The 13,055-nt window shown below is 65.8% G+C and carries 17 protein-coding genes and 1 tRNA gene; 9 read left to right on the plus strand and 9 right to left on the minus strand.

The genetic code is table 11. The annotated features are described in order from the left end of the window. The coding region (locus tag GM1_RS19485; protein ID WP_008381758.1) for a GMC oxidoreductase at positions 1 to 244 on the plus strand (244 nt) is incomplete at its 5' end. A gap of 18 nt (positions 245 to 262) precedes the next feature. Here GM1_RS19485 and GM1_RS19490 read toward each other — a convergent pair. Together GM1_RS19490 and GM1_RS19495 are read right to left on the minus strand one after the other, a co-directional pair. Next, complete coding sequence (locus GM1_RS19490) at positions 263 to 1,081, minus strand: SDR family oxidoreductase (RefSeq protein ID WP_008381759.1); 819 nt, start codon at positions 1,079 to 1,081, stop codon at positions 263 to 265. After that, positions 1,078 to 2,784, minus strand: a complete 1,707-nt coding sequence (locus GM1_RS19495; RefSeq protein WP_008381760.1) for an FAD-binding dehydrogenase — start codon at positions 2,782 to 2,784, stop codon at positions 1,078 to 1,080. Before GM1_RS19495 ends, GM1_RS19490 begins: the two co-directional genes overlap by 4 nt. 117 nt (positions 2,785 to 2,901) lie before the next feature. Between GM1_RS19495 and GM1_RS19500 the strand changes: the two genes are divergently transcribed. The 4 genes from GM1_RS19500 to GM1_RS19515 all read left to right on the plus strand — a co-directional run bounded on the left by GM1_RS19500 (position 2,902) and on the right by GM1_RS19515 (position 5,146). Then, a complete protein-coding gene (locus GM1_RS19500) occupies positions 2,902 to 3,513 on the plus strand; it encodes a TetR/AcrR family transcriptional regulator (protein WP_008381762.1) in 612 nt (203 codons plus the stop codon). A 37-nt stretch (positions 3,514 to 3,550) separates the two neighbouring features. Next, the gene (locus GM1_RS19505; RefSeq protein ID WP_008381763.1) at positions 3,551 to 4,075 is read left to right on the plus strand and encodes a YdeI/OmpD-associated family protein; all 525 of its coding nucleotides are present in this window, start codon (positions 3,551 to 3,553) and stop codon (positions 4,073 to 4,075) included. A gap of 208 nt (positions 4,076 to 4,283) precedes the next feature. Next, complete coding sequence (locus GM1_RS19510) at positions 4,284 to 4,847, plus strand: recombinase family protein (RefSeq protein WP_040520807.1); 564 nt, start codon at positions 4,284 to 4,286, stop codon at positions 4,845 to 4,847. Beyond that, positions 4,847 to 5,146, plus strand: a complete 300-nt coding sequence (locus tag GM1_RS19515) for a hypothetical protein (RefSeq protein ID WP_008381766.1) — start codon at positions 4,847 to 4,849, stop codon at positions 5,144 to 5,146. Before GM1_RS19510 ends, GM1_RS19515 begins: the two co-directional genes overlap by 1 nt. Before the next feature lie 9 nt (positions 5,147 to 5,155). On the opposite strand, the gene GM1_RS19520 is transcribed toward GM1_RS19515, so the two are convergent. Next, positions 5,156 to 5,599, minus strand: coding sequence for a nitroreductase/quinone reductase family protein (locus GM1_RS19520; protein ID WP_008381767.1), 444 nt, complete (start codon positions 5,597 to 5,599; stop codon positions 5,156 to 5,158). Between the two features lie 126 nt (positions 5,600 to 5,725). Between GM1_RS19520 and GM1_RS19525 the strand changes: the two genes are divergently transcribed. The 4 genes from GM1_RS19525 to GM1_RS19540 all read left to right on the plus strand — a co-directional run bounded on the left by GM1_RS19525 (position 5,726) and on the right by GM1_RS19540 (position 8,006). Next, complete coding sequence (locus tag GM1_RS19525; RefSeq protein ID WP_008381768.1) at positions 5,726 to 6,523, plus strand: DUF1684 domain-containing protein; 798 nt, start codon at positions 5,726 to 5,728, stop codon at positions 6,521 to 6,523. A 23-nt stretch (positions 6,524 to 6,546) separates the two neighbouring features. Then, positions 6,547 to 6,891: a gamma-glutamylcyclotransferase family protein gene (locus GM1_RS19530; RefSeq protein WP_157436223.1), complete on the plus strand. Its 345-nt coding sequence runs from the start codon at positions 6,547 to 6,549 to the stop codon at positions 6,889 to 6,891. Positions 6,892 to 7,314: 423 nt separating this feature from the next. Next, complete coding sequence (locus GM1_RS19535) at positions 7,315 to 7,524, plus strand: type II toxin-antitoxin system HicA family toxin (RefSeq protein WP_008381771.1); 210 nt, start codon at positions 7,315 to 7,317, stop codon at positions 7,522 to 7,524. A gap of 83 nt (positions 7,525 to 7,607) precedes the next feature. Beyond that, positions 7,608 to 8,006, plus strand: a complete 399-nt coding sequence (locus GM1_RS19540) for a hypothetical protein (RefSeq protein ID WP_008381773.1) — start codon at positions 7,608 to 7,610, stop codon at positions 8,004 to 8,006. Positions 8,007 to 8,292: 286 nt separating this feature from the next. On the opposite strand, the gene GM1_RS19545 is transcribed toward GM1_RS19540, so the two are convergent. The 6 genes from GM1_RS19545 to scpB all read right to left on the minus strand — a co-directional run bounded on the left by GM1_RS19545 (position 8,293) and on the right by scpB (position 13,046). Continuing rightward, positions 8,293 to 8,366, minus strand: a tRNA-Pro gene (locus GM1_RS19545). A 29-nt stretch (positions 8,367 to 8,395) separates the two neighbouring features. Further along, complete coding sequence (locus GM1_RS19550) at positions 8,396 to 9,073, minus strand: lysoplasmalogenase family protein (RefSeq protein WP_008381775.1); 678 nt, start codon at positions 9,071 to 9,073, stop codon at positions 8,396 to 8,398. 88 nt (positions 9,074 to 9,161) lie between these two features. Further along, positions 9,162 to 10,604 (minus strand): ribosome biogenesis GTPase Der, encoded by a 1,443-nt coding sequence (gene der, locus GM1_RS19555; RefSeq protein ID WP_008381777.1) that lies wholly within the window; start codon positions 10,602 to 10,604, stop codon positions 9,162 to 9,164. Then, positions 10,601 to 11,275, minus strand: coding sequence for a (d)CMP kinase (gene cmk, locus GM1_RS19560; protein WP_008381779.1), 675 nt, complete (start codon positions 11,273 to 11,275; stop codon positions 10,601 to 10,603). The genes der and cmk overlap by 4 nt, the downstream gene beginning before the upstream one ends. Then, positions 11,275 to 12,300: a pseudouridine synthase gene (locus tag GM1_RS19565; RefSeq protein ID WP_008381781.1), complete on the minus strand. Its 1,026-nt coding sequence runs from the start codon at positions 12,298 to 12,300 to the stop codon at positions 11,275 to 11,277. The genes cmk and GM1_RS19565 overlap by 1 nt, the downstream gene beginning before the upstream one ends. Positions 12,301 to 12,356: 56 nt before the next feature. Beyond that, entirely contained in the window at positions 12,357 to 13,046 is a 690-nt protein-coding gene (gene scpB, locus GM1_RS19570; protein WP_223291380.1) for an SMC-Scp complex subunit ScpB, read from the minus strand. Positions 13,047 to 13,055: the final 9 nt, after the last annotated feature.

The raw sequence follows: 13,055 nt of genomic DNA on the forward strand, positions 1-13,055 counted from the left end.
GTCGACGCTCGACGAGACTGTTGCGATCGCGTTGGAGCAGAACTCGCACACGCTCTATCACCCCACCGGAACGTGTCGGATGGGGTCGGACGAGGGCAGCGTCGTCGCACCCGATCTGACGGTCCGCGGAGTCACCGGGCTGCGTGTCGCGGACGCGTCTGTGATGCCCACGATCGTCCGCGGCCACACTCACGCGCCGTCGGTTGTGATCGGTGAGCGGGCCGCGGACCTCATCACTGAGTGACAGGCGCCGAAGCGGCTATCAGCGCCGTAGGCCGTGCTTGCGGGCGATGATCGACGACACGATCCCGACGGGCATGAGCCGCTTGAGCAGGAAGACGACCGGAGCGTTCGACCCGACCGCGTAGAACTCACGCGGCGGGTCGGCTTCGATCGCTTTGACGATCACCTCCGCGACCTTGACCGGTGAGATTCCGCCCTTCTCGTTCGCATCGAGATGGGTGATCATCGTGTCGACGTCGGCCTTGTACACCGAGTCTTCCGCGGTGTACTTGGTGCGCCGTTCGCCGATCCCTGTCGCGATCGATCCCGGCTCGACGTGCGCCACCCACACGCCGAACGGCGACAGTTCTTGGCGTGCTGACGCGGCGAAACCCTTCAACGCCGCCTTCGCCGCGACATATGAGCCGCGGAACGCCAGCGGAAAACTCGCGAGCATGGACCCGACGGTGATGACGCGACCGTATCCACGCGCCCGCATGCCCGGGAGGAGCTTCTGGGTCAGCTGGACGACTCCGAACACGTTCGTCTGGAACAGGCGATCCACCGCGTCGGCGGGCAGTTCCTCCAACGCGCCCGACTGGCTCTCCCCCGCGTTGTGCACCACGATGTCCACGTCGCCGACGGCATCGGCGCACGCCGCGATCGAGTCGCGGTCTGCGAGGTCGAGGGCGACGTACTCGACGCCGGCCAACCTCTTGTCCGCTGGAATCGTCGCAGGATTGCGCGACGTTCCCAGGACTCGATACCCGCGCGTCGCAAGCAGGCGGGCCACCTCGAGTCCGATTCCCGACGACGCTCCCGTCACCAATGCAGTTCGGTTGGTGCCACTGTTCGTCATGCGTTGCCTCCAGTGATTCGGGCTGCAGCCCGTCCTGCTGCGCGTCCGGAGAAGATGCAACCACCAAGGAATGTGCCTTCGAGTGCGTTGTACCCGTGGACGCCGCCTCCGCCGAAACCGGCGACCTCACCCGCAGCGTACAGACCGGGGATCGGCGCGCCGTCGTCTCCCAGCACTCGGGAGTCGAGGTCGGTGTTCAGGCCGCCGAGCGTCTTGCGGGACAGGATGTTCAAGCGCACCGCGATGAGTGGGCCATGCGCCGGGTCGAGGAGTCGGTGCGGCGACGCGACCCGAACCACCTTGTCGCCGAGGTAGTTCCGCGCGCCCCGGATCAGGTGGAGCTGAGCGTCCTTGCCGTACTTGTTCGCCACTTCGCGGTCGCGGGCCTCTATCTGCTCACGAAGTCTCTCCACTTCGACGGTGCCGCCGCGGGACAGCTCGTTCATGCCCTTGACCAGTTCGTCCAGCGTGTCGGCTACGACAAAATCGACACCCTTCTGCTTGAACGCCTCGACCGGGCCTGGAGCCCCCTTGCTCTTGATGCGGCCGAAAGCGAGCTTGAGATCCTTCTCGGTGATGTCCGGGTTCTGTTCCGACCCGGACAGTGCAAACTCCTTCTCGATGATCGACTCGGTGAGCACGAACCACGAATAGTCGTGGCCGCCCTTGAGGATCGCCGCCATCGTGGCGTTCGTGTCGCATCCGGGGAAGTTGGGCGCGGGCAGTCGTTCGCCGTCGGCGTCGAACCACATCGACGAGGGTCCGGGGATGATCCGGATCGCGTGGTCGGGCCAGATCGGGTCCCAGTTGTGGATGCCTTCGGTGTAGGCCCACACCCGATCCCGGTTGACGATGCGTCCACCCGCCTGTTCGGTGATCTCGAGCATTCGGCCGTCGACGTGTGCGGGAACGCCTGCGATGATGTGCTTCGGGAACGGGCCGAGTCGTTCGGTGGGCCAGTACTGCTTCATCAGATCGAAGTTGTGGCCGATGCCGCCGGATGTGACGAGCACGGTCGGCGCCCGGAACTCGAAGGCGCCGACGACGTCGCGGCCGGTCGCCACGCCTCGGTCCGCGTCCGTCGCCTCCAGAACACTGCCCGAGACCCCGACGACCGCGCCGTCGTCGGTGATCAGCTCGTCGACGCGGTGACGGAACGCGAAGCGGACGAGGCCGCGGCCTTCTGCCTTCTCGACCGGTTCGCGGAACACTCGGACCACTTCGGGGCCGGTGCCCCACGTGAGGTGAAACCTCGGCACAGAGTTGCCGTGACCGTCTGCGACGGTGCCGCCCCGCTCCGCCCATCCGACCACCGGGGTGAACCGGAGGCCGAGGGCGTGGAGATAGTCGCGCTTCTCATGTTCGGCGAAGTCGAGGTAGGCACGCGCCCACCGCTCCGGCCACTCGTCTTCGTTGCCCGCGCCGAGCCGATCGAACGCCGCCGAGCCCTTCCAGTCCTGCCACGCGAGCGCCGACGAGTCTTTGATTCCGAGTCGACGCTGCTCGGGCGAATCGACGAGGAAGAGTCCGCCGAGACTCCAGAACGCCTGGCCGCCGAGATTGTTGCGGTTCTCCTGGTCGAGGATCAGCACACGCCGGCCGGCGAGCGCGAGCTCATGCGCGGCGACGAGGCCGGCGAGGCCCGCCCCCACGACGATCGCGTCCGGTGTGAACCCATTGATGTCCGTCGTACTGCCTGTCACCGCGTGACCTCTCGTCGTCTCCAGTAGACCATCCATAAATAGAACGATGGTTCTTGTTATGCGTATCGTGTCATGTGACGCCGCACACGGTCAATGGTCCACGACGAGAGGACACTCATGGCAAAAGGGGAACAGACACGCGCCCGCACCGTCGCCCGCTTCCTCGAGGCGGGCGCCGAGGTTTTCGCCGAGCGTGGATTCCATGCAGCGACGATGGCCGAGATCTGTTCACGCGCCGGGTTGTCGCGCGGAGCCTTCTACTCGAACTTCGACGGCAAAGAGTCCCTGTTCCTCGCCCTGTTCGAACAGCACGCGGCCGCCCAGCTCGACGCGGTGGCCTCGGCATTCGAGAACGCACCCGACCTCGCCGGCGCGATAGCTGCCGCGGTTCACGCGGCCGTCGCCGACGCGGAGGCCGAGCGCCGATGGTTCCTCATCTCGACCGAGTTCACCATCTACGCCGCACGTAACAGCGACGCGGCACGACTCCTCAACGAACACGACGCTCGGGTCCGCCGTCGTCTCGCGACAACAATCGCCCGATTCACCTCCGGCGACGACTCCGCTGAGCCGACGGACGACGATCTCGCCACAGCGCGATTCACCATCGCCCTCTACGAAGGCGCCCACCTCGGCGCACTCGTCGACAACAACACCGACCAGGCACGCCTCACCCTGCTGGAGTTTCTACCGATGGCGATTCAGCGCTCCCACACCGATCAGGAATGAAGAAGCGCTGGTCGAGACGTCGCCCTACGCTGAATCCATGACCGAGAACAATTCTTCAACAATCGACTTCCGCGCTGTCGTGGAACAGGTCGGCGACCGAAAACTCCTCCGCTTGCCCGCGGACGCCAGCGCCGGACTACCGTCCCGAGGTCAGGTCGCAGTCGTCGGCACGCTCGCCGGCCGAGAGTTCACCACAGTTGTCGAGCCAGACGGCAAGCGAGGCCACTGGCTCAACCTGGACCACACGGAGCTGCCCGCGGGCGACGCGGTCGACGCCAGCCTGAGCCCGACGAAGTCGTGGCCGGAGCCCGATATCCCCTCCGACTTCCAAGACGCGCTCGACCATGCCCCCGATACCGGCGAACTGTGGTCCACGATCACGCCGATGGCTCGGTGGGAGTGGATTCGCTGGGTTCAGGCGACGAAGAACCCCAGCACTCGAGCGCGCCGGGTCGACGTCGGGATCTCAAAACTCCGCGACGGCAAGCGCCGACCGTGCTGCTTCGACCTCGCGTCGTGCACCGACCCCGAGGTCGCCAAGAGCGGCGTCCTCATCGACTGACACCAGGCTCACTCAACCGATCGCAAAATATTAATGAGACAAGGTGCAATAATTTCAAGACGGCACAGCATGCCTTCCGTGATGCAATGTCCGATCTCACTTGCATTTCCGCCGATCGAATCTCAATTCACGAGCGCGTCGACCGACCATTTCTGCGACATTTTGCGATAAGATTCGCGACATGAGAATCTCGACGACGAGCGGCGGCATGCTGCTCGGATATGCGAGGGGCAGCGTTCGGGCGGCCCCGATCGAAGCGCAGATCGACGCGCTCTCCGAGGCCGGCGTCGTGCCAGCACGCATCTACAGCGATGACCGCCGCACCTCCGATGGCAGCCACGAACGTCCCGGTTGGACAGCCCTTCTGGACTACGCCCGATCGGGCGACACCGCGGTGGTCGTCGGGATCGATCGGCTCGGCCGGACCGTGCCCGAGATGTTGGCGAGCGCTCGAGATCTCTCCGACCGGGAGATCGGCCTGCTGTCGATCCGCGAAGGAATCGACACCTCGGATCCCGCAGGGTCGATGATCGTCGGTGTCCTCGCTTCCCTCGCGTCTTTGGACGAGGAGCCACGGCCCGCCGGCCGTCGGCGAGGCTCACACAGAGCAGAGGTCGCAGTCGGCCGACCACGGGCACTCGACGACAGCCAGATCGCAACCGCCGAGCGCATGCGCGCCGACGGACTCTCCGTCCCCGCCATCGCGGAGGCCCTCGGCGTGAGCCGAGCGACGCTCTACCGCGCGCTCGCCGAGCGGAGGTCCGTCCGGTGATGTCATCCACTCCGGAGTACCCCGAACTCGACATCGTCACCCCATACGGGATCGTCACCCGGCTGCCGACGTCGTTTCCGATCATCGACCCAGAACTCGACGGGCACCTCGACCCGTGCCTGTTCCAGGCGGGGTTCGACGACGCCAACATGCGCCTCGCCGCATTCCCGGCGTCGTGGGCCAAACATCACGCATCGACCGTTCTCGACACCGAACCCGCAGTCGACGACGACGAACCGAGTTACACCCGCGGGTACCGAGCAGCGCTGTACGGGTACCTCAAGCACACATCGGATTGATCAACCGCGTCAGGCTCGCGGGCGCAGGATCACCACCGGGATGTCGCGGTCGGTTCGCTGCTGGTAGCCGTCGTAACCTGGATTGGCTTTGACGATCGTCGGCCACAGCGCGGCCTTCTCGGCGCTGTCGGCGTGGTGTGCGGTCCACTCGGTCGTCACATCGTCGACGGTCACCTCGACGTCCGGCTGTGCCACCAGGTTCTTGAACCAGTCCGGGTGGTCGGAGTGCCCGCCTTTCGACGCGACGACGACGATGCGATCCGGCTCGTAGACGGGCGCGGTCAGCATCGTCGATCGACGTTGCCCCGACTTCCGTCCGACGGTGTGGAGTTCGAGGGTCTGCATTCCCAACATCTTCTTCGGGAAGCGGCCGCCGGTGACGGTGAGCAGTGTGCGATGCCCGTTCTCGAGGATCCAGGCTCCGGCCGAGGCTGTCATGTCATGCAGGTTCATGGATCTATTGTGCACCGCCGGTCACAGTCAAGCATTCTGCGCGGACCGACGGGAATGCACTCGACCACGCCCGCGGCCGCGTTGTGCTTGTGGACCGCATTTTTCTCACTCGTCAGGAGTTCCGCAATGACACAGACCGTATCGACGCCAGACCGCTTCGCCTCCGATTGGGAGGAGTGGCACGATTCGCGCGAGCGCACCCTCAAAGATCCGCTCGGCTGGTTGTCGATCAATCGACTCGAATGGCTGGACTCGGAGGCTCAGCTATTCGAAGGGTTGCCCGGCACCTGGTGGACGGACGGCGAGACTGCTCATGTGACCGCGTCCGATCACGAGACTTTCGCCGACCAGACTTTCACCCTGCACCCGACAGGTGCAGGCGAGGTCGTTGAACTCGCCGGGGTACATGTCGAGGTCGCCCGGCGAGGCGCGGGCTACTTGATCCGCATTCACGACCCGGAGGCGTCCACGCTCGCGGCGTTCCGCGGTGTCCCGGCGTTCGAGCCGGATGCCGCGTGGCAGATCACTGGACGATTCGAACCGTACAGCGCGCCTCGAGACATCGCCGTGGGCGCCGTCGCCGAAGGGTTGGAGCACGTCTACGTCTCCCCCGGCGACATCGTCCTCGAACACGACGGCGCAGCACACCGCCTCATCGCGTTCAACGGGCACTCCGGCGGGTTGTCGATCCTCTTCACAGACGCGACGTCGGGTGTGTCGACTTACGCTGCCAACCGCAGTCTCGCGATCGACGCCTCCGATGACGTGATTCAGGACGGCGGCGATGTGCTGCTCGACTTCAACCGCGCGACGAACCTTCCGTGCGCGTTCATCGACTTCGCGACGTGCCCCCTCCCACCCGCAGGCAACAATCTTCCGTTCGCGGTGACCGCGGGAGAGAAGACGCCGTACGAACGGAACTGACCCGCGGCGATATCGTGCTGGGCGTGGCCCACCTCCTGTTCTCCTACGGAACTCTTCGCCTGCCCGCCGTCCAGTCGTCCCTGTACGGCGGGCCGGTCCCGACTGTCGACGATCGTCTCGTCGGATTCCGCCTCGAGTGGGTGCAGATCACCGATCCCGAGGTCGTGGCGACAAGCGGATCGGATCGCCATCCGATCCTGGTCAGGAGCGGCGAGGAGGACGCCGTCGACGGGTCGTGTCTGACGTTGACCGACGACGGTCTGATCGCGACCGACGACTACGAGGTCGACGACTACCGTCGGATCCAGGCCGACTTGGCGTCGGGTCGTCGAGCGTGGGTCTACGTGTCCGCGGACACCGAGCCCTGAGAGCGACTGCCGCGATCAACTCACGATCTGGCAGGAAAGTTGCACCGAGGCGCGTTTCGTACACCACACCTATGTGACTTTTGCGGCACAACGTTCCGACTGTGGACCACCCACAGCTGGCGGCGAGAATTAGGTCAGCGCGGACACAAGAAAGGCCCCTTCCGATTTCTCGGAAGGGGCCTCACCTTGGTCATACTGTCGGGCTGACAGGACTTGAACCTGCGAACCCCTGAGACCGGGCCGATGATCCTCTGTCGCCTACTGGTTGCCACTCACCTGCATGTTCCCACTCTTGGGCACCATTGTCGTCTACCTGCGGTTGTCATTTCCGTCTGTCCTACCGGTGTGCTGTCAGTAGAAGGTCACCAACTTCTTTGCCTAGTAGACTTGTATAGTTTCTGCCTACTGCGCTTGACTACAATCATGATTGCACCGGAACCCACCAAGTCCACCGTCAAGCGCCTCCGCGCCGCAGGCTTCACCGCCCGCAACGCCAAGGGCAGCCACGAGCAGTTCACCTGCCCTCACGGCACCGTGAAGGTCACCCTCGCCACCGGACACAAGTCCACCTCGGCGGGGATGGTCCGCATGGCCAACCAGGCGATCGCCCGGTGCGCCACCGAGTGCGGGTGACCGCACCGGAGCGGCCCGCCCAGCCGCCCCAATAGCCCTCGACCATCCGACCCTCCGATGCGATCCCGAAAGGACCAACACCGATGACCACATACCGACTCGACGTCTACCGCGACGACCGCTGGTGGATGATCCGCATCCCCCAACTCGACGGTGTCAACGGCCACGACGAAGGCCTCACCCAAGCCCGCACCTACGGCGACATCGAAACCGAAGCCCGCGACTACATCACCCTCGTCGCCGACGTCGCCCCCTCAACCATCGACCTCGACGTGCACGTGACAATCGACGACCTCGACGTGACGGCCGCCGAACAGCGAATCACAGCCTCCCGCAAAGCAGCAGCAGTGGCAGAACGAGAGGCACTCAACGACGCGTCGGCGACTGCCTACCGGTTGCAGAAGGCCGGCGTGAGTCAGCGCGACATCGGCGAGATCATCGGCGTCAGCTATCAGCGCGTCGGCCAGATCCTCACCAAGTAGGTCAGTCGCACGACGTCCGCACCTTGGCACATCGAGCCCCGTCCGGTGTGATGTTTCCATCGAAGTCGCGGCGAAGAGGCTTGGGCATTCGTCGTCGGAAGTGACGCGGATGCATTACGTGCAGAGGGCGACGGCTGCGCCGAACGTGAACGCGATCCTGCCAGCTAGCGTCGCCGTCGAAGTAAGCGGTCAGCGTCGAGGTTCGCTTCCGGCCAGTCTTAGGCAAGTGCGGACACAAGAAAGGCCCCTTCCGATTTCTCGGAAGAGGCCTCACCTGGTCATACTGTCGGGCTGACAGGACTTGAACCTGCGACCCCCTGACCCCCAGTCAGGTGCGCTACCAAGCTGCGCCACAGCCCGTCCACTTCCCTGAGGAAGCGAGACTTACCTTAGCCCACTCGGCCGCTAGTCGACGAATCGCCTGGTCGGAGGGCCTGCAGGGCACCGAAACTGATCAAGCCCTGGCCGATCACATAGGTCGCCATCGCGAGTGGGTCGAACCAGCCGGGCGAGGTCTCGGGCAGAAACAGGAGCAGTGCCAGCAACGAATCGCTCGTCAAGAACAGCGCAGCTCCGATGGCGATCGTCCGGTTGCATCGAGACGCGGTGGCCGCCGTCGCCTGGAGCACCAGCCCGTACGCACCGACGCCGAGAAAGAGCGCCCCGGCGCGCAGGCCCACGACGGCGACCATGACGACCCACCAGACCACGTACACGAGCGCCCACCGCGGCATCGGGCCGATCGCCAGGATCCGAACGAACAGCACGATGTAAGCGACGTGTGCAGCGGCGAAGAACAGCAGCATGAACGGCAACTCGTCGCCGTCGGACACCACCGCCCCGACGCTGTCGCCGAACCAGGAGAACAGCAGGGCCGCACCGATGAGCACGATCGCTCTACGCTCGGCGCCCCGAGCGGCCGCGATCACCGGTATCGCCAACAACGGCATCAACAGCAGCTTGGTCGGCCCGGCGATCGTGCCCTGAGCAGCAAGTGACCCGACGTGCACGACTGCCACAACAACATACGGAAGCCAGAGCGCGACGTCCCGCGCCTTCGGTGTCATGCGCCCATGCTAGGGCGGACACCTCGTCTCACATTCACCGGATCGCCGGGATCGGCATGAAAATCATGCCATCGTCCGACGCGGGTCGTCACTTGCGGCGCTGTTCTCGCTTGTCGCGGACTCGAACGTTCACGCGTACCGGCGAACCGTCGAAACCGAACTCCTCCCGGAGACGGCGCTCGATGAACCGGCGGTAGCCGGCCTCGAGGAAGCCGCTTGTGAACAAGACGAACGTCGGAGGCCGTGTCGCGGCCTGCGTCGCGAACATGACACGAGGCTGGCGTCCACCACGAACCGGCGGCGGCGTGGCCGCGATGACGTCCTTGAGCCAGCTGTTGAGGCGACCTGTCGACACGCGCCGGTCCCACGACTCGAGTGCGCCTTCGAGCGCCGGAACCAGCTTCTGAACACTTCGGCCGGTGTGCGCCGAGATGTTGACTCGCCTGGCCCACGGGACGCGGGCGAGTTCCCGGTCGATCTCCTTGTCGAGTTCGTACCGACGGTCCTCGTCCACGAGGTCCCACTTGTTGAAGACGACCACGAGCGCACGGCCGGTCTCGACGACCAACGACAGGATGCGGAGATCCTGCTCGGTGATCGGCTGGCCGGCGTCGATCAGCAGCAGCGCGACCTCGGCCGACTCCAACGCAGCGCGAGTGCGCAGCGACGCGTAGTACTCGTGGCCGGTTGCCGTGTGCACCTTGCGGCGCAGACCGGCGGTGTCGACGAAGTGCCACGGCTTGCCGTCGAGTTCGATCATCTCGTCGACGGGGTCGACCGTGGTGCCTGCGACGTTGTCGACCACGGACCGCTCCTCGCCCGCGAGGCGATTGAGGAGCGAGCTCTTGCCGACGTTCGGTTTGCCGACCAGTGCCACGCGGCGCGGGCCGCCCGGTGCGAACCGCTCGCGCGGCTTCTCCGGCAGTTTCTGCAGGATCAGGTCGAGCAGTTCTGCGGTACCGCGTCCGTGCGCTGCGGAGATCGTGTGCGGTTCGCCGAGGCCAAGCGACCACAGGACGGCCGCGTCGGCCTCGGCGCGTTCGCTGTCGACCTTGTTCGCGGCCAGGATCACCGGCGCCTTGCCACGACGGAGGACACGGGCGACGGCCTCGTCGCTCGCCGTCGCGCCGACGGTGGCGTCGACGACCACAACGATCAGGTCGGCGGTGCGCATCGCCAATTCTGCCTGCGCCGCGATCGACTGGCCCATCCCCTTCGCGTCGGGCTCCCACCCGCCGGTGTCGGTGACCATGAACGGCGTCCCGGTCCACTCAGCCCGGTAGGACACCCGGTCGCGAGTGACGCCGGGAACGTCCTCGACGACGGCCTCGCGGCGACCGAGGATGCGGTTGACCAGAGTCGACTTGCCGACGTTGGGGCGGCCGACGACGGCGACCACAGGCAGTGCCGGAGCCTCGTTGAAGACGTTCTCGCTCAGGAACTCCCCGAGCTCCCAGTCCGATTCGCTCTCCCACGTGCCGTCGCCCGCGGTGTCGGTCGCCTCCAGTGCGTCCGTGTAGTCGTCAGTCATCGGTGTTCTCCGATCCGCTCGGAAACGAGCTCGGTGAGCCGGTCGAGGACCTGCTCCAAAGTCATGTCGCTGGTGTCGACGAGAACCGCGTCGTCCGCGGCCCGCAGCGGTGACGCCGCGCGTGTCGAGTCCAGATGGTCACGTCGGTTGACGCTGTCGAGCACCTCGTCGAGGACGCTCTCGCGGCCTGCCGCGATGTTCTGGCGGTGCCTGCGTTCGGCACGCGCCTCAGGGGTGGCGGTGAGGAACACCTTCAACGCCGCGGTCGGGAACACGACGGTCCCGATGTCGCGTCCTTCGACGACGAGCAGCGCCGAATCCGCGTGGTCACGCTGCAGGTCGACGAGCCTTTCCCGCACATCGGCGTTGGCCGACACCGCGGACACGTCCGCGGTCACGGTGTCGGTGCGGATCTCGGCCGAGACGTCGTCGCCGTCGAGCGTGACGACGGTCGTGCCGTCCTCCCCCGGGGCGAGCCTGATGTCCGCGGCGGCGACCACCCGCGCGACGTCATCCGAATCAGGGGCGACATCGGCACGCTGGACGGCGAGGGTCGCCGCACGGTACATGGCGCCGGTGTCCAGGTAGTGGGCGCCGACGCGGTCGGCGAGACGCCGTGCGACGGTCGACTTGCCGGTTCCGGCGGGTCCGTCGATGGCGACGACCGACATCACAGGCCCACCGCCTTGTACAGCGCGCCGATCTCCTTGCTGTCGAGCGCACGGAGGCTGCCCGGCCGCTGCGTGCCGAGATTCACTGCGCCGATGTCGGTGCGGACCAGGCGGATCACCGGGTGGCCGACGGCGTCCATCATGCGTCGGACGACGTGCTTGCGGCCTTCGTGCAACGTGAGGCGGATCAGGGACTCGCCCTGGTAGAGCTCCATCTGCGTGTAGGAGTCGACCTTGACCGGGCCGTCCTCGAGGTCAACGCCCTCCCGCAGGCGACGACCGAGACCACGGCCCACCTCTCCGCGAACTGTCGCCATGTACGTCTTGGGAACCTCGAACGACGGGTGCATGAGTCGGTGTGCGAGCTCACCGTCGTTGGTCAGGAGGATGAGGCCTTCGGTCTCGGCGTCGAGGCGCCCGACGTGGAACAGTCGTTGCCCGGACATGACGCGTTCAGCGACGAGGTCGCCGATGCACGGCCGCCCCTGATCGTCGCTCATCGTCGACTGCCAGCCCTTGGGCTTGTTGAGTGCGAGATACTGCTTCGTCTCGTCGATGACCACACGCGCGCCGTCGACCTTGATGATCGCCGTGTTCGGATCGATGCGGAGGCCCTGCTCAAGCACGATCTCGCCGTCGACCTCGACTCGACCTGCAGCGATCATCTCCTCCGCGCCGCGTCGCGATGCGACGCCTGCTGCGGCGAGTACCTTCTGGAGGCGCATGCCGTCGGCGATGTACGTGGCGCCGTCACCGTCGACGACGGGCTTCTGCGTACGTGCCGGGCGTGAATTGTTGAATCGGATCTTGCCGACCTCGGCGTTCGGGCGTGAACCCTTGCGGTGCTGCTTGCGGGTGCCCTGACCGCCTCGGCCCTGGGCCGCTGCGCCGCCCTTGCCCTGGCCTGACGCGGACTTGCCGCCGGTCTTCTTACCCGTCGGCTTCTGGCCGCGAGAGTCGCTGGCGCGGGAACGTCCCGCGCCTTCTCCTCGTCCCGGTCTGCCGTCTCGGCTAGCGGATGCCATGAGTGAATCCTTCGATTGCTGGTGTGCAGTTGTGTATGACGCGAACGCGGCGCGAGTTATTCCTCGTCGGCCTGTCGGAGTGCTTCCTTCGACGCGTCAACCTCTGATTCTGACGGACGAGCGCTGAGTTTGGCGAATCGCGGGTCGTCGAGGAGTTCGTCGCCGAGGTCGTCGATGACGTCGACGTCCGGCAGCAGCGGAGCGAGGTCGGGCAATTCACTGAGCGATGCGAGACCGAGTCGCTCGAGGAACATCTCACTCGTCGCGTACAGGGTTCCGGTGGTCTGGGGATCGTTCCCCACCTCGTTGACCAGGCCCCGAGCGACGAGTGTCCGCATCACGCCGTCCACGTTGACGCCGCGGATCGCGCTGACTCGCGCGCGCGTGACGGGCTGGCGGTAGGCCACCACGGCGAGCGTCTCGAGTGCTGCGCGAGTGAGCTTGCTGCGCGTCCCGTCGAGAAGGAGACGTTCGACATACGGCGCGTACTCGGACCTAGTGTAGAAGCGCCAACCGTCGCCCGCGTATCGCAGATCGATCCCGCTTCCGGCGTCGGTGAGATCGCGGCTCATCCGGGTGAGCATGTCGCGAACACGTTTGACCTCATCCTCGACCGCGTTCGCGAGTTCCTCGGTTGTCACGGGCGTGTCGACCACCAGGAGGACTGCTTCGAGCGCGGACCTGAGCTCGTCGTCGTCGAGCCTGTCGAGATCGTCGACGCCGACGTCCGCAGAGTCCTCAGTCATCGCTAGCCC

It is taken from the genome of Gordonia malaquae NBRC 108250 (genome assembly GCF_000344135.1).
Taxonomy (GTDB): Bacteria; Actinomycetota; Actinomycetes; order Mycobacteriales; family Mycobacteriaceae; genus Gordonia; species Gordonia malaquae.